Genomic DNA, 22,549 nt, shown 5'->3' on the forward strand with positions numbered 1-22,549 from the left:
GCGGCATTGATCAGCGTTTAGAACGGAACGGAAGAAGCGGCGCTTCTTCCGTTCTTTTTGTTGGAGTCTCTTCATGTCCTATCACTGGAACTGGGCCATTCTGCTCAGCCCGGTCTCGACGGGCGAACCCACGACCTACCTCGGCTGGCTCATTTCGGGTCTCTGGGTGACGGTGTCGGTGTCGCTGTGCGCGTGGGTGATCGCGCTCGTCGTCGGTTCGATCTTCGGCGTGCTGCGCACGGTGCCGAACACATTCCTCGCGGGTCTCGGCACGGTCTACGTGGCGATCTTCCGCAATATTCCGCTGATCGCGCAGTTCTTCATCTGGTACTTCGTGTTGCCGGAAATCCTGCCGCCTTCAATCGGCAACGCCTTCAAGCAACTGCCGCCGGGCGTGCAGTTCTTCTCGGCGTCGGTGATCTGTCTGGGCCTCTTCACGGCCGCGCGCGTGTGCGAGCAGGTGCGCTCGGGCATCAACGCGCTGCCGCGCGGCCAGCGCGCCGCCGGTCTCGCGATGGGCCTCACGCAATGGCAGACCTACCGCTACGTGCTGCTGCCGGTCGCGTACCGCATCATCGTGCCGCCGCTCACGTCCGAGTTTCTCAACATCTTCAAGAACTCGGCGGTCGCGTCGACCATCGGTCTGCTCGATCTTTCGGCGCAGGCGCGTCAGCTCGTCGACTACACGGCGCAGACCTATGAGTCGTTCATCGCGGTCACGCTCGCCTACGTGCTGATCAACCTGATCGTCATGATGCTGATGCGCTGGGTCGAAGCGAAAACCCGGCTGCCCGGCTATATCGGAGGCAAGTGATGCATCATTTCGACTGGAGCGGTATTCCGGGCGCACTGCCTACGTTGTGGACCGGCGCCATCGTCACGTTCAAGATCACGCTCTGCGCGATCGTCGTGGGCGTGCTGTGGGGCACCCTGCTCGCGCTCATGCGGCTTTCGGGCGTCAAGCCGCTCGAGTGGTTCTCGAAGGGCTACGTCACGGTGTTCCGCTCGATTCCGCTCGTGATGGTTCTGCTGTGGTTCTTCCTGATCGTGCCGCAGGTCCTGCAGAATCTGCTGGGCCTCTCGCCCGACATCGACATTCGCCTCGCGTCCGCCATGATCGCGTTCTCGCTGTTCGAGGCCGCGTATTATTCGGAAATCATTCGCGCGGGCATTCAGGCGGTGCCGCGCGGACAGGTGAACGCGTCGTTCGCACTCGGCATGCGTTACGGCCAGGCCATGCGCTTCGTGGTGCTGCCGCAGGCGTTTCGCGCGATGGTGCCGCTGCTGCTCACGCAGGCCATCGTGCTCTTTCAGGACACCTCGCTCGTCTACGTGATCAGTCTCGCCGACTTCTTCCGCACGGCCGCCAACGTGGGCGACCGTGACGGGACGATGGTCGAGATGGTACTGTTCGCGGGCGCATGCTATTTCGTGATCTGCGTGATCGCGTCGAGCCTTGTGAAAGGTCTTCAGAAAAAGGTCGCAAGATGATTTCAATTAAGAACGTTTCGAAGTGGTACGGCCAGTTCCAGGTGCTGACCGACTGCACGACGGAAGTGAAGAAGGGCGAAGTCGTGGTCGTGTGCGGCCCGTCGGGTTCGGGCAAGTCCACGCTGATCAAGACCGTCAACGGTCTCGAGCCGTTCCAGCAGGGCGAGATCCTCGTGAACGGCGAGTCAGTGGGCGACAAGCGCACCAATCTCTCGAAGCTGCGCTCGAAAGTGGGCATGGTGTTCCAGCATTTCGAGCTGTTTCCGCATCTGTCGATCACCGAAAACCTCACGCTCGCGCAGGTGAAGGTGCTCGGCCGCAGCAAGGACGAAGCCAGCGAGAAGGGCCTCAAGCTGCTCGATCGCGTGGGTCTGCGCGCGCATGCAGACAAATTCCCGGGTCAGCTTTCGGGCGGCCAGCAGCAGCGCGTGGCGATCGCGCGGGCGCTCTCGATGGATCCCATCGCGATGCTGTTCGACGAACCCACCTCGGCGCTCGACCCGGAGATGATCAACGAAGTGCTCGACGTGATGGTCGAACTCGCCCAGGAAGGCATGACCATGATGTGCGTGACGCACGAAATGGGCTTTGCGAAGAAGGTCGCGCACCGCGTGATCTTCATGGACAAGGGCGCCATCGTCGAGGACGACCGCAAGGAAGACTTCTTCGCCAATCCGAAGTCGGATCGCGCGAAGGATTTTCTGGCGAAGATCCTGCACTGACGGGGTGAATTCGCGCCGGTTTTTCCGGCGCGCGTTCTGGTTGGCCGCAGTACGGCGGCCAACAAAAAAGCCGCGCGGCCCTTCGGGCTTGCGCGGCTTTTTTGCGTGTGTGATGTGGCGTGGTGCGGCGTGAAGTTGCGCGGATAAAAAGGCCTTATTCGCCCCAGCTCTGCAACGCCGCCACGGCTTCCGGATCGACGGCGCCGGGCTGTTGGGCGCACGGCGACACGCGCGACGCGCTCGCCGACGCATCGAGCGACGGATTCTTGAGCTTGTCGAGCACCTTCTGCGGCACCGGTACGCTGGTCTGCGCGACGACTTCGCCGTGCTGGAACATCAGCAGGTCGCCGGGCGCGAAACGCGTCCAGACTTCGTTGTCGGTGAGCGGAGCGGTAGCGATCACGGCCACGCGGTCCTCGGGCGTCGTGTACTTCGCGAAGTCGATCGACACGTCGGCATCGACGAGATGCGCCGTGGAGAACGGCCAGCGCCGCACCAGATAGTAGAGATGCGTGGAGCAGTGCGCGAACAGCGCCTGACCGTTCGACATCAGGAAATTGAAGACGCCGAACTGCGTGATCTCGCGCGTGAGCGTTTCGAGCGTGGCGAACAGTTCTTCGAGCGGCGGCTGCGAAGTCGGAAACGCCTTGCGCAGCCCTTGCAGCAGCAGGCAGAACGCGCGTTCGCTGTCGGTGGTGCCCACCGGCTGATAGACGCCCGACATCACCGGATTGAAGTCCTGCAGGTCGCCGTTGTGCGCGAAGATCCAGTGGCGGCCCCACAGTTCGCGCTGGAACGGATGGCTGTTCTCCAGCGCGCAACTGCCCTGGGTGGCCTTGCGGATATGCGCGATGGTGTTGCGCGACTTGATGGGGTAGTTCTTCACCATCTCGGCGATGGGCGAGCGCGCCGACGCCTGATTGTCGATGAAGAGGCGGCAGGCCTTGTCCTCGAAGAACGCGATACCCCAGCCGTCGGCATGGTGGTCAGTGGCGCCGCCGCGCGCCGCGAATCCTGTGAAGGAGAACGTGACGTCCGTCGGCGCGGCGCAGTTCATTCCGAGAAGTTGGCACATGGTGCTGGTGTCGTGCTGCGGGCGAAGCTGGGCGCGTGACCCGGTACAATGATGATTTTCCAAGCATATCACCGGCCCGCCGCGCGCCAATACGAAATTTGTCGGATGCTTTCCGCCCCGGCTCACAAGGCCGCCGCGCGGGCATCGGCGAGTCGTGTCAGGTCGCGCGTTGTCGTGCGCACGCGACGCCTTCCGTCGTCGGACGTGCTGGCAGGTGATCAGACGCGCCGCGCGCCGCCCGCGATATGCATGGAATGTACGGAACGCCGCCGCCGGCGCTCCGATCGATCCCTAGCCGCGCCTCACATCACGCCATGAACGCATCTTCCCCCACGACCCTCACGCTTTCCCGCCCCGACGACTGGCACCTTCACGTGCGCGACGGCGCGATGCTGGCGGCGGTCCTGCCGCACACGGCGCGCCAGTTCGGCCGCGCGATCATCATGCCGAACCTCAAGCCGCCGGTCACGACGACCGAACTGGCTTCCGCGTATCGCGACCGCATTCTCGCGGCGCTGCCCGCGGGCCTGAAGTTCGAGCCGCTGATGACGCTGTACCTGACCGACAACACGCCGCCCGAGGAAATCCGCCGCGCGAAGGCGAGCGGTTTCGTGCATGGCGTGAAGCTGTATCCGGCGGGCGCGACCACGAATTCGGACGCGGGCGTGACCGACATCCGCAAGTGCGCGAAGACGCTCGAAGCGATGCAGGAAGTGGGCATGCCGCTGCTCGTGCACGGTGAGGTGACGAGCGCCGACATCGACCTGTTCGATCGCGAGAAGGTCTTCATCGACCGCGTGATGACGCCGCTGCGCCGCGACTTCCCGGGCTTGAAGGTGGTGTTCGAGCACATCACGACGAAGGACGCCGTCGATTACATCCGCGCCGATAACGCCGCGCCCGGCCTGCTCGGCGCGACGATCACGGCGCACCATCTGCTCTACAACCGCAACGCGATTTTCCAGGGCGGCATCCGTCCGCACTATTACTGTCTGCCGGTCCTCAAGCGCGAGACGCATCGCGTGGCGCTGGTCGAGGCGGCCACGTCGGGCGACGCGCGCTTCTTCCTCGGCACCGACAGCGCGCCGCACGCGAAGGGCCTGAAGGAACACGCCTGCGGCTGCGCGGGTTGCTACACGGCGCTGCACGCGCTCGAGCTTTACGCCGAAGCGTTCGACAACGCGGGCGCGCTCGACAAGCTCGAAGGCTTCGCGAGCTTCTTCGGTGCGGACTTCTACGGCCTGCCGCGCAGCGCCGAGAAAGTCACGCTGCGCCGCGAAGAGTGGACGCTGCCCGCCGAAGTGCTGGCCGGCGACGTGCCCGTCGTGCCGCTGCGCGGCGGCGAGACGATCGGCTGGAAGCTGGTTTGAGTTTGATGTCCGGCGAGACGTCCGGCTTGACGCAAGGCGCGGTGTCCGGCGCGGAGCCGCAGGCGCTCGATGCGCACGCATCGAGTGCGGCGCGCGCCGAGCCTGCGGCATCTGCGGCTTCGCTCAAGCGCCGCAGCCTGCCCGAAGGCAGTTTCGCGGACATCGACTGGGCGCGACCGTGGTTCGCCCAGCACGCGGCGCGCGGGCGGCGCTGGCAGCAGGCGGCGCTCGCGGGCTACGCGCGCTATCTGGAAGAGCTGAACGCCGATGCGCGCGCGGCCGGTCATCGCACCGGGCGCGGCGAGGCGCTCGGCTTCATCGCTCAGGACGATCTGCCCGAGGGCGCGTCCTACGAAGGGCACATCGCCGCGACAGGCGGCGTGCCCACGCGCCACAACCTACACGACTTCTTCAACGCGCTGCACTGGTTCGCGTTTCCGCGCATCAAGGCGGCGCTCAACGCGCGTCAGGCGGCGGCGATCGATGTGCTAGGCGTGGGTCCGAGGCGCGGCGACGTGCGCGACGCGCTCACCTTGTTCGACGAAAACGCCGTGCTGTTCGCGTGCGCCGATCCGGCGCTCGCGCAGGCGCTGCGCGGCTTCGACTGGCGCACGCTGTTCGTGACGGCGCGCACGCACTGGGAATCGGCGATCGGCGAAACGCTGGACGGCGCGGCGCGCTGCGAAGTGCGCGTGTTCGGCCACGCGCTGCTCGAAAAGCTCATCGCGCCCTATGCCGCGTGCACGGCGCATGCGTGGATCGTCGCGGTGCCGCAGGCCTATTTCACGTGGCCGCGCGCCGAACGCAACGCGTATCTCGACGCCACTGTCAGCGCCGAACTCGCCGCGAGCGAGCAGTTGAGCGGACGCAGCTTCGCGCCGCTGCCGGTGCTCGGCATTCCCGGCTGGTGGACGCCCAACGAAAACAGCACGTTCTACGACGACGCCACGGTGTTCCGTTCGGGCCGACGCGCGCGCTGAATCGCGCCTGCCTGGTCGCTGCGTAGTCGGCGCATAGTCGGCGCGTAGTTCAGGCGCGGCGGGCACAGTCCGCGTGACCGTGCTAAGATCGCGCCCGCAAAGCAGGCCAGGCAGTCGCGGCCCCGAGGTTTCGGCCAAGGGGGCGAGGAAAGTCCGGACTCCACAGGGCAGGGTGATGGCTAACGGCCATCCGTGGCGACACGCGGAACAGGGCAACAGAGAACAGACCGCCGATGGCCCGATTTCGGTCGGGATCAGGTAAGGGTGAAACGGTGCGGTAAGAGCGCACCGCGTCTGCGGTGACGTAGACGGCACGGTAACCTCCACCCGGAGCAATTCCAAGTAGGCAGGCGCGCATCTTCGGGATGCAGGATGGGGCCCCCATTTCGTCTGCGGGTAGGAAGCTTGAGCGCGTCAGCAATGGCGCGCCTAGAGGAATGGCTGCCACGCGCGGCGCGTCTTCGGACGCGGCGTGTGCACAGAATCCGGCTTATCGGCCTGCTTTGCCGCCTCATATCGACAAAAAGCCGGCGCGGTTCATTGAGAACCGCGCCGGCTTTTTTCATTTGCTGCCGCCGGAATCGCCGGTGTGCGCGTGTCTTACGCTGCGACGATCTCGAACGAGTGCGTGATCTCGGCGGTTTTGCCGATCATGATCGACGCCGAGCAGTACTTGTCGTGCGACAGATTGATCGCGCGTTCCACGGTCGCCGGGTTCAGGTTCTTGCCCGTCACGGTGAAGTGGAAGTGGATCTTCGTGAACACCTTGGGGTCTTCGCTCGCGCGGTCGGCCTTGAGCGTCACGCTGCAGCCGCTCACTTCCTGACGGCTCTTCTTCAGGATCAGCACCACGTCGTAGGCCGTGCAGCCGCCCGTGCCGAGCAGCACCATTTCCATCGGACGCGGCGCGAGGTTGTGGCCGCCGCCTTCCGGTGCGCCATCCATGTTGACGAGGTGACCGCTGCCCGTTTCGGCGGCGAAGGCCATGCCGTCCTGACCCATCCAGCTAACTTTGCATTCCATGCGCTTGCCTCAGCTCAATATTCTCGATTCAGCCGGCATTGTAGCCCGCGTCTTACAGGTATGTCCGGGGGGACATGGCGCGTGCGGCTTATGCCCGTCGCTTGCATGTTGCGGCGCCACATCCCACGATCACGAGGGATTTCCCTGGCGCAATTAGGGAGATCGCTCTAGTTGTCCTGCACGTGCGCGCTGACGCAATTTCTTAGTTCATTGATTGTTATGGGAAAAATCGCAAGCGCCGCGCGAAATCAAAATTTCACATTATGGTTTAGTCTTTCACAATATAAATTTCCTTGCGTCGCACAAGGCCGATCCGTATAATTCGTCTCATTGGTTGTCGTGCTTCACGACACCTCAGCATGTCTCCTCCACCCTCCTCCAAAAGGTGGATTAAGCCCGAGCCAACACGCTTGGGCTTTTTTTCGTCCGCGTTTTTGTGCCCGATCCTGTGCGCCTGGCGCCTCGCCAGCAGAAAGTCCGCACAAATTTTGACCGCTGCTCAAATTTCCCTTTATAATCCAAGGTTTCCCGCATTCATGCCCGCGGGAGAAACGGGTAACCCGATGAAAACAAAGGGAAGCCCGACCAGGGAGAGCCTGCGCCGGCGCCAACGAGTGCCACTACACAAGCAGGACCGAATCAGGGCACAAGTTATTTTTTGGATCGATCATGAAGACTTTTTCCGCCAAGGCACATGAAGTGCAGCGCGAATGGTACGTGATTGACGCGACGGATAAGGTTCTCGGCCGTGTCGCCAGCGAAGTGGCGCGCCGTCTTCGCGGCAAACACAAGCCTGAGTTCACCCCGCACGTCGACACTGGCGATTTCATCGTCATCATCAACGCCGGCAAGCTGAAGGTCACGGGCAACAAGACCACGGACAAGAAGTACTACCGTCACTCGGGTTACCCGGGCGGTATCTACGAAACGACGTTTGGCAAGATGCAAGAACGCTTCCCGGGCCGCGCGCTCGAGAAGGCAGTTAAGGGCATGCTGCCGAAGGGCCCCCTGGGCTACGCGATGATCAAGAAGCTCAAGGTCTACGCAGACGCAACGCATCCGCACTCGGCACAACAGCCGAAGGCGCTCGAGATCTAAGGGGAGCCCACATGATCGGTAACTGGAATTACGGTACGGGCCGCCGCAAGAGCGCAGTCGCTCGTGTCTTCATCAAGTCGGGCAAGGGCGACATCATCGTCAACGGTAAGCCCATCGCCGACTACTTCTCGCGCGAAACGTCGCTGATGATCGTGCGTCAACCGCTGGAACTCACGAACCACGGCGCGACGTTCGACATCAAGGTGAACGTGAACGGCGGCGGCGAAACCGGCCAGGCCGGCGCAGTTCGCCACGGCATCACGCGCGCGCTGATGGACTACGACGCAACGCTCAAGCCGGCACTGTCGCAAGCTGGCTTCGTGACGCGTGACGCACGTGAAGTGGAACGTAAGAAGGTCGGTTTCCACAAGGCACGTCGCCGCAAGCAGTTCTCGAAGCGTTAATCGCGCTTTGGCGTGCGCTCCTCGCGGAGGCGCACGTTACTGCAAAAACCGCCTCGCGCAGGAATGCGCCGGGCGGTTTTTTCGTTTACGGGACACGCCCCTATTCGAGATATGAGTCAAGAATGTGGCGAGAAACCCTTGATTTCCTGGGCTTAAGCACGAACTCAGGAACAGCCCTACAATAGCGGCTAGAAGCTTTTTTGGAGAGTTCGAATGAACGCTGTCACCGAGACCCCCGTGACTGAAATGCCCGGTCCCTTCGTTTTTACCGACGCAGCGGCTGACAAGGTCAAGCAACTGATCGACGAGGAAGGCAACCCGGAGCTGAAGCTGCGCGTGTTCGTGCAAGGCGGCGGCTGCTCGGGCTTCCAGTACGGATTCACGTTCGACGAGACCGTCAACGAAGACGACACCGTGATGAACAAGAACGGCGTCCAGTTGCTGATCGACTCGATGAGCTATCAGTACCTCGTCGGCGCCGAGATCGACTACAAGGACGATCTGAACGGCGCGCAATTCGTCATCAAGAACCCGAACGCCTCGACCACCTGTGGTTGCGGCTCGTCGTTCTCGGTCTGAACGAAGCGCAGCAGTCGTAAAAAACGGGGCGTCATGCCCCGTTTTCTCGTTTACATCGCCGATCTCGCGCCGCGGTCTTCAGCGTGGATAAATCGCCCCCAGCACGCGCTCGCCCGCCGCGCCCGTGACCGCCGGCAGATTGCCCGGCTCGCGCGCCACGCAGCGCATCGCCAGCCACGCGAACGCGAGCGGCTCCACCTGCTGCGGCGGCACGCCGAGCGCTTCGGTCGTCATGACCGGCACGCCGGCTACGCCGCCCGTCTCCAGCGCCTTCTGCAGCGCGTCCATCAGCACCGGATTGCGCGCCCCGCCGCCGCACACGTACACGGCGCGGCAATCGCCCGCATGACGCTCGATCTCGCGCGCGACGCTCACGGCCGTCAGCGCGACGAGCGTCGCCTGCACGTCGGCGGGCGCGAGCGTGTCGAAATCCTTCAGCTTGGCGTCGAGCCACTGCGCATTGAACAGATCGCGTCCGGTGCTCTTGGGCGGCTGCTGCTCAAAAAACGCCTCGTCGAGCAGGGCGTTCAGCAATGGCTGCTGCAAGGTGCCGCTGGCGGCGAACTGGCCGTTCTCGTCGTAAGGCTTGCCCAGATGGCGCTCCGACCAGAGGTCGAGCAGCGCATTGGCCGGGCCGCAGTCGAAGCCGCGCACCGAGCCCGTGGCGTCCAGAATCGTGATGTTGCTGATGCCGCCCAGATTGCAGACGACGCGCGTTTCTTCCTGCGAGCCGAACAGCGTCGCGTGGAATGCGGGCACGAGCGGCGCGCCCTGGCCGCCCGAGGCGACGTCGCGGCTGCGGAAGTCCGCGATCACGTCGATATGCGCGAGTTCGGCGAGCAGCGCCGGATTCTGGATCTGCACCGTGAAGCCTTTTTCGGGCCGATGCCGGATGGTCTGGCCGTGCGCGCCGATCGCACGCACCTCGCCGGCGTTCACGTTGCCCGCGCGCAGCAGTTCGTGGCAGCAGACCGCGTAACGGGCCGCGAGCGCGTTGCCCGCAAGCGCGGCGCGCTCGATCTCGTTTTCGCCCGGCTGCTGCAGCGAAAAGAGCGCCTCGCGCAGCCCCTGCGCGAAACCGACGAATGCCTCGGCCAGCACGACCGGCCGCTGGCCCTGCTCGAAGCGCACGGCGATGCCGTCCACGCCGTCCATGCTGGTGCCCGACATCAGGCCGAAATACACGCCGTCGGCGGGATGTGCGCTGTCTTTTCGTGCTTCGCGTGGCGCCACGTTCTGCTCCTCTCGGAAAGGCTAAGAAGGGAATCTGACGATGATTATCGGGGCAATAGCCGTTCGGCGTAAGCCGTTCGGACGAATGGAGCGGATCGGCGGATTGTGCGACCCTGTGTGCTGGTTCCCGGACGCGTCCGCGAGCGCGATTCGCCGTGAAAAACGGCGCATGCCGCCGCAATCCTCGGCCCTGTCAGTCGAATCACGTAAAATCCCGGGTTAGTCCCAGACCTAACGCACTCCAATCGATCGAAGCATGAGCACCGATTCCGCATCTTCCAATGGCGCCCACAGCGGCGCCAAACCCGCCTTTCCGGTCACCGACGAAGTTCGTCACGCGCTCGCCGTCACGAAGCGCGGTGTCGACGAACTGCTGATCGAAGAAGAATTCGAGCAGAAGCTCGCGAAAAGCGCGGCCACCGGCAAGCCGCTGCGCATCAAGCTCGGCCTCGATCCGACCGCGCCCGACATCCACATCGGCCACACGGTCGTGCTCAACAAGATGCGCCAGTTGCAGGATCTCGGCCATACCGTGATCTTCCTGATCGGCGACTTCACCTCGCTGATCGGCGACCCGTCGGGCCGCAACGCCACGCGTCCGCCGCTCACGCGCGAGCAGATCGAGTCGAACGCCAAGACGTATTTCGAGCAGGCCGCGCTCGTGCTCGACCGCGAAAAGACCGAAATCCGCTACAACAGCGAATGGTCGATGCCGCTCGGCGCCGACGGCATGATCAAGCTCGCGTCGCGCTACACGGTCGCGCGCATTCTGGAGCGCGAGGACTTCACCAAGCGCTTCCAGAGCGGCGTGCCTATCTCGATCCACGAGTTCCTTTACCCGCTGATGCAGGGTTACGACTCGGTCGCGCTCAACGCCGACCTCGAACTCGGCGGCACGGACCAGAAGTTCAATCTGCTGGTCGGCCGCGAACTGCAAAAGCAGTACGGCCAGGAACAGCAGTGCATCTTGACCATGCCGCTGCTCGAAGGTCTCGACGGCGTCGAAAAGATGTCGAAGTCGAAGCACAACTACGTCGGTATCAGCGAAAAGCCGAACGACATGTTCGGCAAGCTGATGTCGATTTCCGACACGCTGATGTGGCGTTACTTCACGCTGCTCTCGTTCCGTCCGATGGACGAGATCGAAGGCTACAAGCGTGAAATCGAAGCGGGCCGCAATCCGCGCGATTTCAAGGTGCTGCTCGCGCAGGAAATCGTCGCGCGCTTCCACTCGCAAGGCGACGCCGAGCGCGCGCTCGAAGACTTCAACCACCGCGCGAAGGGCGGCGTGCCGGACGATATTCCGTCGGTCACGCTCGCGGGCGCGCCGCTGGCGATCGGCCAGTTGCTCAAGCAGGCGGGCCTCGTGCCGTCGACCAGCGAAGCGCTGCGCAACATCGAGCAGGGCGGCGTGAAGATCGACGGCGCCACCGTGTCCGACAAGGGCCTGAAGGTCGAAGCGGGCGAGTTCGTCGTGCAGGTCGGCAAGCGCCGCTTCGCGCGCGTGACGCTGACTGCGTGATGGCGCGTTCAGGCTTGAACGGCGCGCGCGCGTCGAAGGCGCGCGCTCGATGATCGCGCTGATTCAACGCGTGCGCCGCGCGCAGGTGGACGTCGAAGGACGCGTGACCGGTGCGATCGGCCAGGGGCTGCTCGCGCTCGTCTGCGCGGAGCGCGGCGACACCGAGGCGAACGCCGACAAACTGCTCGCGAAGCTGCTGGGCTACCGCGTGTTCAGCGACGCGGCGGGCAAGATGAATCTGCCGGTGCAGAACATCGACGGCAACGGGGCGGCGGGCGGACTGCTGCTGGTGTCGCAGTTCACACTCGCCGCCGACACGAACAGCGGCCTGCGCCCGAGCTTCACGCCGGCCGCGCCGCCCGACGAGGGCCGCCGTCTGTTCGACTATTTCGTCGCTGCGGCGCGCGCGAAGCATCCCGTCGTGGAAACCGGCGAATTCGGCGCCGACATGCAGGTGTCGCTCGTCAACGACGGTCCCGTGACGTTCTGGCTTCAGGTGCGCAACGACGCATCCGCTGGCGCACGCAACTAACTGCGGTTTCCGTTCCGCTCTTTCATCGCCGACTCATGACCACGCAGATTCTTTTCATCCGTCACGGTGAAACCGCCTGGAACCGCATCAAGCGCATCCAGGGCCATATCGACATTCCGCTCGCCGAGAGCGGCGTCGAGCAGGCACAACGGCTCGCTGCGAAGATCGCGCAGGCCGCGCATGCGGGGACGCGACTCGATGCGGTATGGTCCAGCGACCTGATGCGCGCGCAACAAACGGCGCAGCCGATTGCCGACGCGCTCGGCTTGCCGCTGCAACTGACCGAAGGCGTGCGCGAGCGCAACTACGGCGCGTTCCAGGGCCACGACAGCAACGAGATCGCCGAGCGTTTTCCCGATGAATACGCGCACTGGCAAACGCGCGATCCCGGTTTCGAGCCGCCCGAGGGCGAGTCGCAGCGCACGTTTTATCACCGCGTTCTGCACGCGCTGGAACCGATCCTCGCAAAGCATTCGGGAGGCCGCATCGCGGTCGTCGCGCATGGCGGCGTGCTCGATTGCATCTACCGTTTCGCCAACGGCGTCGAGCTGGCCGCGCCGCGCGCGTGGCCGTTGCTGAACACGAGCGTCAATGTCGTCGATTTCACGCGCGACGGCAGTGTGACGCAGGCGAGCGTCGTCAACTGGGGCGATGTCTCGCATCTGCCCACGGCCAGCGACGACGACGGCCTCAAGCGCGCGACCTGAGCGCGTTTGTGCGTCACTTGAGCGCTGGATAAGCGTCATATAAGCGCCACCTGAGCGCATCCCCACGTCTCGGGCCATCCGGCCCGGGCATCCCCTCCGCATTGCCGTCAAATCGGCTTACCCGCCTCTTACGACGCCTTTCCAAAGGCCAACCGCGATGCGGGGGCGCCTGATACCATTCATCCGACCTTTGTGCTTTGCCGCATCGGTGGGGCCTCGCCGCGATTTCCCGTGTTCCGGGCGATGGCCGCGAGCGCCGGCTGCGCGTTGAAGAGGCGTGCGGGCGCACCACGGGCAGGCGGTGCCGACGAAGCCAGGGTTGCATACGAAAGGCAGTTTCCAGAACAAATCGCAGGAGATTTTCAATGACGTTCAAGCTTCACACGCTGTTGCCGGTCAGCGCCGCCGTGCTCGCGTTCGGCGCGATGTGCGCGAATGCATCCGCGGATCAGGTGGTCAAGATCGGTCACGTCGGCCCGCTCACGGGCGGCTCGGCCCACCTCGGCAAAGACAACGAAAACGGCGCGCGTCTCGCGATCGAAGAGATCAACGCCAAGGGTCTGACGATCGGCGGCCAGAAGATCACACTCGCGCTCGACGGTCAGGACGACGGCGCCGACCCGCGCCAGGCCACCCAGGTCGCGCAGAAGCTCGTCGACGACAAGGTCGTCGCCGTGATCGGCCATCTGAATTCGGGCGCATCGATTCCCGCCTCGAAGATCTATAGCGACGCCGGCATCGTGCAGATCTCGCCGTCGTCGACGAATCCGTCCTATACGCAGCAGGGCTTCAAGACCACGTACCGCGTGGTCGCCACCGACGCGCAGCAAGGTCCGGCGCTCGCCGACTACGCGCTCAAGAGCCTGAACGTGAAGAGCGTCGCCGTGGTCGACGACTCGACCGCCTACGGCCAGGGCCTCGCGAACGAGTTCGAAAAGACCGCGAAATCGCTCGGTATGAAGGTCGTTTCGCACGACGCGACCAACGACAAGGCCGTCGATTTCCGCGCGATTCTCACCAAGATCAAGGGCGAGAATCCGGACGCGATCATGTACGGCGGCATGGATTCCACCGGCGGTCCGTTCGCCAAGCAGGCGCGCCAGCTCGGCCTGCGCGCGAAGGTGCTGGCGGGCGACGGCGTCTGCACGGAAAGCCTCGCGCAGCTCGCGGGCGCGGCGGCGGACAACATCGTCTGCTCGCAGGCTGGCATGGCGCTCGAGCGCATGGACGGCGGTGCGGCGTTCTCGGCGAAGTATCAGAAGCGCTTCGGCCATCCGGTCGAATACGATGCGCCGTTCACCTATGACGCGGTGTATATCGTCGTCGATGCGATGAAGCGCGCGAACTCGACCGACCACGCGAAGATCCTCGCGGAAATCCCGAGCACGAACTACAAGGGCGTGATTGGCGAGACGGCGTTCGATTCGAAGGGCGATTTGAAGCACGGCGTGATCTCGCTCTACAACTACAAGGCGGGCAAGAAGACGCTGCTCGACGTGGTGAAGATGTAAGTGCGCGCGCCGCGTCACGTTGTGTTGCGCTGATTCACGCCGGGTTACGCGGCAAGCGTGATGCGGCGCCGGTGCGAAAGCGATGCAAGGCGGCCAGTCTGCGCGAGCGGGCTGGCCGTTTTCTTTTACGTGGACGATGCCGGCGGGGCGGCCGCGCGTCGGCGCGCACGTTTCGAGACGCCGTTGACGAGCGCCCAGCGCAGCACCGGCGCCACGGCGCGCATGCCGGGCTGCACGACGGCGCGGCGCGCCAGGGCGAAGCGCTCGAAGCCCAGCAGCCGCAGCGCGAACGGCGGCAGCAGGTCGATGCCCGCTTGACGCATCAGCGCGCCGGCCGGCCGCATCGCGGGGCGCGGCGTGGGCGCGTCCATCAGCACGCGCACGACTTCGCTCGTGCGCTCGCTCGCAACCAGTTCGGGCTGCATCGATTCGAGGTAGGCGGCGATTTCCGCGCGCGACGTGGGCACCTCGGTCGCGCCCAGCAACTGCGCGATGCGCGCGACTTCGGCGTAGTACTGATCCTGCTGCGCGCCCGGCAGCGCGGGATTCACATAACGCAGATACGCCGCGAGAAAACTCGACACCTCGGCCACATGCACCCACGTGAGCAGCGCGGGGTCGCTGGCGCGATACGGGCGTCCGTCGGGCGCGAAACCGGTCACGCTTTCGTGGATGGTTTTGACGCGTGCGATCAGCGCGAGTGCGTCGGCGCGGCTGCCGTAGGTCGTGCCCGCGATGAAGGTCGCGGTGCGGCGCAGGCGGCCGAGGATATCGGTGCGAAAGGTGGAGTGGTCCCACACGCCCGCGAGCGCGAGCGGATGAAGCGCCTGCAACAGCAGCGCGCTGATGCCGCCCGCCATCATGCCCGCGAAGTCGGCGTGCACTTTCCAGCAGATGGCGTCGGGGCCGAACAGGCCGGGATCGCCCGGCGGATTCGAATAATCGAGCTTCGGACCGCTGCCCGTGGTGAGATGCGTGACGCTCTCGGCGAGCGCCATGCGCAGGCGATGCGAGAGCTGGCCGACGAAGCCGCTCGGCTCGGGAGCGTCGTGGCGGCGGCCGGCGTGCTCGGACATCGTGGACTCGCTCGCGGGACGGCGCGCCTTACGACGCGTCCGGCTCCCAGTCGGTGCCGCGCGCGTCGCGGGCGTCGTCGGGCACCGTCAGGCCGAAGTGGCGATAGGTGAGCTGCGTGGCCACGCGTCCGCGCGGCGTGCGCTGCAAAAAGCCCTGCTGGATCAGATACGGCTCCAGCACGTCCTCGATCGTGTCGCGCTCCTCGCCGATCGCGGCGGCGAGGTTGTCCACGCCCACCGGGCCGCCGTCGAACTTGTAGAGAATCGCTTCGAGCAGCTTGCGGTCCATCAGGTCGAAGCCGACGGGATCGACGTCGAGCATGCGCAGTGCGGCGTCGGCGACCTGCGCGGTGATCGAGCCGTCGGCCTTCACTTCGGCATAGTCGCGCACGCGGCGCAGCAGGCGGTTGGCGATACGCGGCGTGCCGCGCGAGCGGCGCGCGATTTCGAGCGCGCCGTCGGGATGAATCTGCGCGCCGAGCAGCGCGGCCGAGCGCTGCACGATCCGCGAGAGTTCGCCCGCGTTGTAGAACTCGAGCCGCGAGACGATGCCGAAGCGGTCGCGCAGCGGGTTCGTGAGCATGCCCGCGCGCGTGGTCGCGCCGACGAGCGTGAACGGCTGGAGATCGAGTTTCACGCTGCGCGCGGCCGGACCTTCGCCGATCATGATGTCGATCTGATAGTCCTCGAGCGCCGGATACAGGATTTCCTCGACGACCGGCGAGAGCCGGTGAATTTCGTCGATGAACAGCACGTCGTGCGCTTCGAGATTGGTGAGCAGCGCGGCGAGGTCGCCCGCGCGTTCGAGCACCGGTCCCGACGTCTGCCGCAGATTGACCCCCATTTCGCGCGCGATGATGTGCGCGAGCGTGGTCTTGCCCAGACCGGGCGGCCCGAACAGCAGCACGTGGTCGAGCGGCTCGGAGCGGCGCTTGGCGGCTTCGATGAAGATTTCGAGCTGGCCGCGCACCTTTTCCTGGCCGACGTATTCCTCGAGCTGACGCGGGCGCAGCGCGCGCTCGAACGCCTCTTCGCCGGACGAGGCGGGCGAGGCGGAAATCACGCGCTCGGGCGCGGCGCTGACGCGGTTGGCGGCGAGTTTGTCGGTTTCGATCATGCAGCGATTGTACCGCGCGACCTGGGCGCGGGCAGGGCGCTTTCAGGCCGCGCGGCGCGTTGTTCCGCTTCGCAACTAACAGCCGACGTTGGGCCTCAATGCAGCACTTCACGCAGCGTGCGACGTCCTGCGCCGCACGCGAGCGTGGCGGACGCTCAACCCTTCGACAGCGCCTTGAGCGCGAGCTTGATGCCTTCGGACACGCCCGTGCCGGCCGGCACGTTCTTGATGGCCGCGACGCCTTCCTTTTCGGAATAGCCGAGCGCGAGCAGCGCGTTGAGGATGTCGCTGGCGTGATCGGACGGCGACGCCGCAGCGGCCATCGCGCCCAGGTCGGCGCCGAGCTTGCCCTTGAGTTCGAGCAGCAGACGTTCGGCCGTTTTCTTGCCGATGCCGGGCACGCGCGTGAGGCGCGCGGAATCCTGCATGGAGACCGCCTGCGCGAGGTCGTTGACGCTCATGCCCGAGAGCACCGCGAGCGCCATGCGCGCACCGATGCCGCTGATCTTGAGCAATTCGCGAAACGTGGCGCGTTCTTCGATCGTGCCGAAGCCGTAGAGCAGATGCGCGTCTTCGCGCACGATCATCTGCGTGAGCAGCACGACTTTTTCGCCATTGCTGGGCAGGTTGTAGAACGTGCTCATCGGCACGTCGACTTCGTAGCCGACGCCGTTGCAGTCGATGAGCAGGTGCGGCGGGTTCTTTTCCAGCAGTACGCCGGCAATGCGACCGATCATGGCGGATTCAGTGATGAGGGAAAGCGCAGAGTGTAGCGGAGCGCGGCGCGCGCGCGGTCAACGTTAGCCGTCCGGCCAGGATTTTGCGGCGCGATCAGCCGGTCAGCCAATCAACCAATCAATCGCCCGCGCCGCACGCGCACGCCTTTTTTCGCGAGCGCGGGCGCAATGCCGCCGAGCGTCGCGAGCGTGTCGCCGCCGTGAGCGTGGCAGATCGCCATGCCGAGCGCGTCGGCGGCGTCGGTGCCCGGCGTGCCGGCGAGGTTCAGCAGGCGCACGACCATCTGCTGCATCTGCTCCTTGGTCGCGCGACCGTAGCCGACCACGGCCTGCTTGAGCTGCAGCGCGGTGTATTCGGCCACCGGCACGCCGCCGGAAACCAGCCCGCAGATGGCCGCGCCGCGCGCCTGGCCGAGCAGCAGCGTCGACTGCGGATTGACGTTGACGAAGACTTTTTCGATCGCGGCCTGGTCGGGCGCGTGCTGGCGGATCAGCGTCGAAACGCCTTCGAAGATCGTGCCCAGGCGCGTCGGCAGATCGGCATCGGCGGTGCGGATGACGCCGCTCGCGACGTAGGAAAGCGTGTGGCCGTGACGTTCGATCACGCCGAAGCCCGTGACGCGCAAGCCGGGGTCGATGCCGAGAATTCTCATGAAATGCGGGAAAAACGAGTGTGTTTCGGATGGTACAACGAATGCCGGCGATGCCGCGAGCCATGCGCGGCGCGGCGTGGCCTCATGCACGTGCGGCGCGCCGCAAAGAAAAAGCCCGCTGGACGCGTGGTCCAGCGGGCTTTCGCCTGTTAAAGCGCGCCGATCAGCTGTGGATCAGCGATGAATCAATGACGGAAGTGGCGGATGCCCGTCATGACCATGGCGATGTTGTGCTCGTCGGCGGCGGCGATCACTTCGTCGTCGCGCATCGAGCCGCCCGGTTGGATCACGCAGGTCGCACCCGCGTTGACCACCACGTCGAGGCCGTCACGGAACGGGAAGAACGCGTCCGACGCCACAGCCGAACCCGCGAGCTTCAGGCCTGCGTTTTCCGCCTTGATGCTGGCGATGCGCGCCGAGTCCACGCGGCTCATCTGGCCCGCGCCCACGCCCATCGTCATGCCGTTCGCGCAGAACACGATGGCGTTCGACTTCACGAACTTCGCGACGCGCCAGGCGAACAGCAGATCGTCCATTTCCTTCGGCGTCGGGTGACGCTTCGTCACGACGCGCAGTTCGTGCGGCTGCACGTTCTTCGAATCGAGCGACTGCACCAGCAGGCCGCCGCCCACGCGCTTCAGATCGAACGCGTTATGGCCTTCGCCCAGCGCGATTTCGAGCAGACGCACGTTCTGCTTCGCCGCGAACACGGCCTTGGCCGCGTCCGAGAACGACGGCGCGATCAGCACTTCGACGAACTGCTTCGACACGGCTTGCGCCGCGGCTTCGTCCACTTCGCGGTTGAAGGCGATGATGCCGCCGAACGCCGAGGTCGGATCGGTCTGGAACGCCTTCGAATACGATTCGAGCGCGTCCGTGCCCACCGCCACGCCGCACGGATTCGCATGCTTGACGATCACGCAGGCGGGCACGTCGAAGGTCTTGACGCATTCCCACGCCGCGTCGGAGTCGGCGATGTTGTTGTACGAGAGTTCCTTGCCCTGGAGCTGCTTGTAGTTCGCGAGCGCGCCGGCGGGCGAGGCCAGATCGCGGTAGAACGCGGCGCTCTGGTGCGGGTTCTCGCCGTAACGCAGGTCCTGGACCTTGTCGAACGCGAGGTTCAGCGTGGCCGGGTAGGCGTTGCGCGACTTGTGCTCCAGCGCTTCGGTCAGGCTCGTCAGATAGTTCGTGATCGCGCCGTCGTACTGCGCCGTGTGCGCGAACACCTTGGTCGCGAGGCGGAAGTTCGTGGCGTAGCCGACGTTGTTGCCGTTCGCGCGCATCTCTTCGAGCACCGTGGCGTAGTCGGTCGGGTCGACCACCACCGTGACGTCGCGATGATTCTTCGCCGCCGAGCGCAGCATGGTCGGGCCGCCGATGTCGATGTTCTCGATCGCGTCTTCCAGCGAGCACTCTTCCTTCGAGATCGTCTGGACGAACGGGTAGAGGTTCACGACCAGCAGGTCGATCGTCGGGATGTCGTGCTTTTCGAGCGCGGCCATATGTTCCGGCAGGTCGCGGCGCGCGAGGATGCCGCCGTGGACCTTCGGATGCAGCGTCTTCACGCGCCCATCGAGCATTTCCGGAAAGCCGGTGTAGTCGGCGACTTCGGTCACGGGCAGGCCCGCGTCCGCGAGCAGTTTCGCGGTGCCGCCGGTCGAAAGGATCTTGACGCCGAGGTCCGACAGCGATTTCGCGAAGTCGACGATGCCTGACTTGTCGGAAACGGAGATGAGCGCTTGCTTGATCATGATGGGGGAGAGTTGCCGGGAGATCGAGGGGTGAGCGCCGGAAGCGGCAGGCGGGCGACGGCCGTTACAGCAGGCCGTGCTGCTGGAGCTTCTTGCGCAGCGTATTGCGGTTGATGCCGAGGTACTCGGCGGCCAGCGACTGGTTGCCGCCGGCCTGCTCGAGCACCACCTCGAGCATCGGTTTTTCGACGCACGCCATCACCATTTCATAGACGTCGTGCGGATTGGAGCCGTCGAGGTCCTGGAAATACATGCCCAGACTCTCGCGGACGGATTGTTCGATGTTGTGCTTGCTCATGCTGCCAGTCGATCGGTTGGTTCGCGCCCGCCGTTTTGCTCGCCTTCCGCGCCGCTTTCTTCGTCGACATAGACGAGACGGTCGGATACGGCCTTCTGCTCGTCGAAGAACTGGTTGACGGCGGCGAGCTGTTCGCGCGTGGTGTCCAGCGTATTCATGCGGTGCCGGAAGGTATTGGCGCCGCAAAGGCCGCGAGTGTACCAGCCGATATGCTTGCGCGCAGTACGCACGCCCGTAAACTCGCCATAAAACGCGTAGTGGTCCTCCAGATGCTCATTCATGATGGTCTGGATTTCGTCCACGCGCGGCGACGGCAGCAACTCGCCGGTGACGAGGAAATGCTCGATTTCGCGGAACAGCCACGGACGCCCCTGCGCAGCTCGGCCGATCATGATCGCGTCGGCGCCGGTGACGGCGAGCACGTGCTGCGCCTTCTGCGGCGTGCGGATGTCGCCGTTGGCGACGACCGGAATGCGCGCGGCGGCCTTCACGGCGGCAATCGTTTCGTACTCCGCGTCGCCGTGATAGAGGTCGGCGCGCGTGCGGCCGTGCACGGTGAGCATGGCGATGCCGCTTTCCTCGGCGATGCGCGCGATGGTCAGCGCGTTGCGGTTGTCGCGGTCCCAGCCGGTGCGGATCTTGAGCGTGACGGGCACGGCGTCCGGCCCCACGCCCACGGCGTCCACCACGGCCTTGACGATGCGTGCGACGAGCGGCTCGTTTTGCAGCAGCGCGGAACCGGCGGCCACGTTACAGACCTTTTTTGCCGGGCAGCCCATGTTGATGTCGATGATCTGCGCGCCGTTTGCGACGTTATACCGCGCCGCTTCGGCCATCATCTGCGGGTCGGCGCCCGCGATCTGCACGGAAATGGGTTCCACTTCGCCCGCGTGATTGGCGCGGCGCATGGTCTTTTCGCTCTTCCAGAGCTGCGCGTTCGACGCGACCATTTCCGACACGGCGTAACCCGCGCCGAGACGCTTGCACAACTGGCGGAACGGCCGGTCGGTGACGCCCGCCATCGGGGCGACGAACAGGTTGTTACGCAGGCTGTGACGGCCGATGGTAAGGCCGAGGGGGGACCCGGATGTGGACATGACGCGCGAAAAATGCAGCGGCGCGCCCGGTTGGCTCCGACAGAGGTCGAAGCAGGCGGCGCGGCGGCTCAAAAGGGGAAACGTCTATTTTAGCGTTAACAAGATGCGGGGGCTCGGGTCGCGGACCCTGGTGTGGCGGGGGCGTTGATGGAATCGAGGCTGCGCGGGCCGGGCGGGGACGCCCCGGCGCGCTGCTTTTAAATACGATTCGACCCTGAGCGCAATTTCAACCGCGGACGCTGTGCCGCCTCAACTGCGCTGCCCGAACATCATCTGCCGCGCGAGCGCCGCCTTTACGGGCGGCACGAATTCGAGCGCAGTCAATGCGAGGCCGCGCAGCGTCGCGAGCGGCGGGAAATCGATGGTGAACAGACGCGCGAGCGTGTCGGTGGCGCCGATCGTCAGGCGGCGGTCGAGGGCGCGGCGGCCCGCGAAATCGGCGAGCGCGAGCGGCGTGGCGCCGTGTTGCGCGAGCGCGTCGGCGAGCGCGTGGGCGTCGCGCAGACCGAGATTGAGACCTTGTCCCGCGACCGGATGCAGGGTTTGCGCCGCGTTGCCGACCGCCGCGATGCGGCTTTGGCCCGACACCAGCGTGTCGAGCGCCGTGAGGCCGAGCGGAAACGATGCGCGTCCGTGGATCTGCGTGAAGCGGCCCATGCGTGCGCCGAACGCCGCGCCGAGTTCGGCGAGGAAATCGGTGTCGGAAAGGGCGGCGCGGCGTTCGGCTTCGTCCGGCGCGCTGCACCAGACGAGCGCGTAATCGGCGCCGCGCACGCCGCCCATCGGCAGCAGCGCGATCGGGCCTTCCTCGGTGAAGCGTTCCCACGCCACGTGCGGCTGCGGCGCCGAGACCGTCACCACGCCGACGAGCGCGGTCTGGCCGTAATCGCGCGTACGCTTTTGCGTCGGCGATTCGGGCGCGGAGTCGGCTTCATCGATATCGATATCAACATCGGCTTCAGCGCGCGATTCCTCAGAAGCTTCCTGCTTCTTTTTCCGTTCCGATTGCGCGCGATACAGCCCGCCTTCCGCGTTCACGAGAATGCGCGCACGCAGCGTACGCACGACGCCCGCGCTTTCCACGGGCAGCGTCACGCCGTCGTGATCGACGGTCGGTTCGTGCGCCTGCGTGTGATGCAGCCAGTGCACGCGCGTGCCGGGCAGCGCCGTCTTGAGCGCGTGCGCGAGCGACTGCACGATCGCACCGTAGCGCGCGACGTAACCGAGCGCGGGCAACGCGTAATCGTGACGGTCGATCAGCGTGCGGCCGAAGTGACCGCGCTGCGAGACGTGGATGCGCTCGATGGGCGTCGCGTCCTGCGGCCACGCGAGCGCTTGCAGCAGCGTGCGGCTGCCTTGCGAGACGGCGATCGCGCGCGGGTCGCCCGCGCAGTCTTCGGGTTCGCGTGCGTCGATCAGCGCGACCGACAGTTGCGCCGTCGCGCTGCGTCCGGCCAGCCAGCCCGCGAGCGCGAGCCCCACCGGCCCCGCGCCGACGATCAGCACGTCGTAGTCGTAGGGCGCGCGGTCGGCGTGCGTCGAAGGGTCGGTCGCTGCGTTCATAGTGGTTCTG

Annotated in this window: 23 protein-coding genes and 1 other RNA gene; 13 read left to right on the forward strand and 11 right to left on the reverse strand. The window is 65.3% G+C overall.

What is annotated here, in order from left to right; translation table 11 throughout:
- The first annotated feature begins 73 nt into the window (after positions 1-73).
- Genes G5S35_RS01965 through G5S35_RS01975 form a run of 3 tightly spaced genes read left to right on the forward strand, consistent with a single transcriptional unit; the run spans position 74 to position 2,213 of the window.
- On the forward strand, positions 74-814 hold the full coding sequence (locus G5S35_RS01965; RefSeq protein ID WP_065065136.1) for an amino acid ABC transporter permease: 741 nt from the start codon (positions 74-76) through the stop codon (positions 812-814).
- A complete protein-coding gene (gene gltK, locus G5S35_RS01970) occupies positions 814-1,491 on the forward strand; it encodes a glutamate/aspartate ABC transporter permease GltK (protein ID WP_065065135.1) in 678 nt (225 codons plus the stop codon). The genes G5S35_RS01965 and gltK overlap by 1 nt, the downstream gene beginning before the upstream one ends.
- Positions 1,488-2,213 carry an amino acid ABC transporter ATP-binding protein gene (locus G5S35_RS01975; protein WP_065065134.1) on the forward strand — a complete coding sequence of 242 codons (726 nt, stop codon included), beginning with the start codon at positions 1,488-1,490 and terminating at the stop codon, positions 2,211-2,213. Before gltK ends, G5S35_RS01975 begins: the two co-directional genes overlap by 4 nt.
- 154 nt (positions 2,214-2,367) lie before the next feature.
- Here G5S35_RS01975 and G5S35_RS01980 read toward each other — a convergent pair whose 3' ends face one another.
- Positions 2,368-3,288: a class II glutamine amidotransferase gene (locus tag G5S35_RS01980; protein ID WP_082992260.1), complete on the reverse strand. Its 921-nt coding sequence runs from the start codon at positions 3,286-3,288 to the stop codon at positions 2,368-2,370.
- Positions 3,289-3,602: 314 nt separating this feature from the next.
- Here G5S35_RS01980 and pyrC point away from each other — a divergent pair, with 314 nt between their 5' ends.
- The 3 genes from pyrC to rnpB all read left to right on the forward strand — a co-directional run bounded on the left by pyrC (position 3,603) and on the right by rnpB (position 6,147).
- A complete protein-coding gene (pyrC, locus tag G5S35_RS01985) occupies positions 3,603-4,658 on the forward strand; it encodes a dihydroorotase (protein WP_065065132.1) in 1,056 nt (351 codons plus the stop codon).
- Between the two features lie 5 nt (positions 4,659-4,663).
- On the forward strand, positions 4,664-5,638 hold the full coding sequence (locus tag G5S35_RS01990) for a DUF3025 domain-containing protein (protein WP_183038794.1): 975 nt from the start codon (positions 4,664-4,666) through the stop codon (positions 5,636-5,638).
- A gap of 98 nt (positions 5,639-5,736) precedes the next feature.
- Positions 5,737-6,147, forward strand: an RNA gene (gene rnpB / locus G5S35_RS01995) — RNase P RNA component class A.
- 91 nt (positions 6,148-6,238) lie between these two features.
- Here the strand turns inward: rnpB and G5S35_RS02000 are convergent.
- Positions 6,239-6,661, reverse strand: coding sequence for an OsmC family protein (locus G5S35_RS02000; protein ID WP_065065131.1), 423 nt, complete (start codon positions 6,659-6,661; stop codon positions 6,239-6,241).
- 669 nt (positions 6,662-7,330) lie between these two features.
- Between G5S35_RS02000 and rplM the strand changes: the two genes are divergently transcribed.
- The 3 genes from rplM (at position 7,331) to erpA (ending at position 8,742) form a co-directional block, all read left to right on the forward strand.
- Positions 7,331-7,759 (forward strand): 50S ribosomal protein L13, encoded by a 429-nt coding sequence (gene rplM, locus G5S35_RS02005; protein WP_065065130.1) that lies wholly within the window; start codon positions 7,331-7,333, stop codon positions 7,757-7,759.
- 11 nt (positions 7,760-7,770) lie between these two features.
- Positions 7,771-8,163 (forward strand): 30S ribosomal protein S9, encoded by a 393-nt coding sequence (gene rpsI / locus G5S35_RS02010; protein WP_065065129.1) that lies wholly within the window; start codon positions 7,771-7,773, stop codon positions 8,161-8,163.
- 213 nt (positions 8,164-8,376) lie between these two features.
- The gene (gene erpA / locus G5S35_RS02015; RefSeq protein ID WP_065065128.1) at positions 8,377-8,742 is read left to right on the forward strand and encodes an iron-sulfur cluster insertion protein ErpA; all 366 of its coding nucleotides are present in this window, start codon (positions 8,377-8,379) and stop codon (positions 8,740-8,742) included.
- A 78-nt stretch (positions 8,743-8,820) separates the two neighbouring features.
- On the opposite strand, the gene G5S35_RS02020 is transcribed toward erpA, so the two are convergent.
- Positions 8,821-9,912 (reverse strand): anhydro-N-acetylmuramic acid kinase, encoded by a 1,092-nt coding sequence (locus tag G5S35_RS02020; RefSeq protein WP_065065181.1) that lies wholly within the window; start codon positions 9,910-9,912, stop codon positions 8,821-8,823.
- A 319-nt stretch (positions 9,913-10,231) separates the two neighbouring features.
- Here G5S35_RS02020 and tyrS point away from each other — a divergent pair, with 319 nt between their 5' ends.
- The 4 genes from tyrS (at position 10,232) to G5S35_RS02040 (ending at position 14,247) form a co-directional block, all read left to right on the forward strand.
- Entirely contained in the window at positions 10,232-11,497 is a 1,266-nt protein-coding gene (tyrS, locus tag G5S35_RS02025; protein WP_074981543.1) for a tyrosine--tRNA ligase, read from the forward strand.
- 49 nt (positions 11,498-11,546) lie between these two features.
- On the forward strand, positions 11,547-12,029 hold the full coding sequence (gene dtd / locus G5S35_RS02030) for a D-aminoacyl-tRNA deacylase (protein WP_065065126.1): 483 nt from the start codon (positions 11,547-11,549) through the stop codon (positions 12,027-12,029).
- Between the two features lie 35 nt (positions 12,030-12,064).
- A complete protein-coding gene (locus G5S35_RS02035; protein WP_065065125.1) occupies positions 12,065-12,736 on the forward strand; it encodes a histidine phosphatase family protein in 672 nt (223 codons plus the stop codon).
- Between the two features lie 365 nt (positions 12,737-13,101).
- Complete coding sequence (locus G5S35_RS02040; RefSeq protein WP_074981545.1) at positions 13,102-14,247, forward strand: branched-chain amino acid ABC transporter substrate-binding protein; 1,146 nt, start codon at positions 13,102-13,104, stop codon at positions 14,245-14,247.
- 125 nt (positions 14,248-14,372) lie between these two features.
- Here the strand turns inward: G5S35_RS02040 and G5S35_RS02045 are convergent, their stop codons facing one another.
- From G5S35_RS02045 to G5S35_RS02080, 8 genes are all read right to left on the reverse strand, one after another.
- A complete protein-coding gene (locus G5S35_RS02045; protein WP_183038517.1) occupies positions 14,373-15,323 on the reverse strand; it encodes an oxygenase MpaB family protein in 951 nt (316 codons plus the stop codon).
- A gap of 28 nt (positions 15,324-15,351) precedes the next feature.
- On the reverse strand, positions 15,352-16,440 hold the full coding sequence (gene ruvB, locus G5S35_RS02050) for a Holliday junction branch migration DNA helicase RuvB (RefSeq protein ID WP_065065122.1): 1,089 nt from the start codon (positions 16,438-16,440) through the stop codon (positions 15,352-15,354).
- Between the two features lie 155 nt (positions 16,441-16,595).
- Entirely contained in the window at positions 16,596-17,177 is a 582-nt protein-coding gene (ruvA, locus tag G5S35_RS02055; protein ID WP_065065121.1) for a Holliday junction branch migration protein RuvA, read from the reverse strand.
- A 110-nt stretch (positions 17,178-17,287) separates the two neighbouring features.
- Complete coding sequence (gene ruvC / locus G5S35_RS02060) at positions 17,288-17,830, reverse strand: crossover junction endodeoxyribonuclease RuvC (protein ID WP_065065120.1); 543 nt, start codon at positions 17,828-17,830, stop codon at positions 17,288-17,290.
- 185 nt (positions 17,831-18,015) lie between these two features.
- Entirely contained in the window at positions 18,016-19,581 is a 1,566-nt protein-coding gene (gene purH / locus G5S35_RS02065) for a bifunctional phosphoribosylaminoimidazolecarboxamide formyltransferase/IMP cyclohydrolase (protein WP_065065119.1), read from the reverse strand.
- Positions 19,582-19,645: 64 nt separating this feature from the next.
- Positions 19,646-19,879 (reverse strand): Fis family transcriptional regulator, encoded by a 234-nt coding sequence (locus G5S35_RS02070; RefSeq protein WP_065065118.1) that lies wholly within the window; start codon positions 19,877-19,879, stop codon positions 19,646-19,648.
- On the reverse strand, positions 19,876-20,976 hold the full coding sequence (gene dusB / locus G5S35_RS02075) for a tRNA dihydrouridine synthase DusB (RefSeq protein ID WP_065065180.1): 1,101 nt from the start codon (positions 20,974-20,976) through the stop codon (positions 19,876-19,878). The genes G5S35_RS02070 and dusB overlap by 4 nt, the downstream gene beginning before the upstream one ends.
- 249 nt (positions 20,977-21,225) lie before the next feature.
- A complete protein-coding gene (locus G5S35_RS02080; RefSeq protein ID WP_183038518.1) occupies positions 21,226-22,539 on the reverse strand; it encodes a UbiH/UbiF/VisC/COQ6 family ubiquinone biosynthesis hydroxylase in 1,314 nt (437 codons plus the stop codon).
- Positions 22,540-22,549: the final 10 nt, after the last annotated feature.

It is taken from the genome of Paraburkholderia tropica (assembly GCF_014171495.1).
GTDB lineage: Bacteria > Pseudomonadota > Gammaproteobacteria > Burkholderiales > Burkholderiaceae > Paraburkholderia > Paraburkholderia tropica.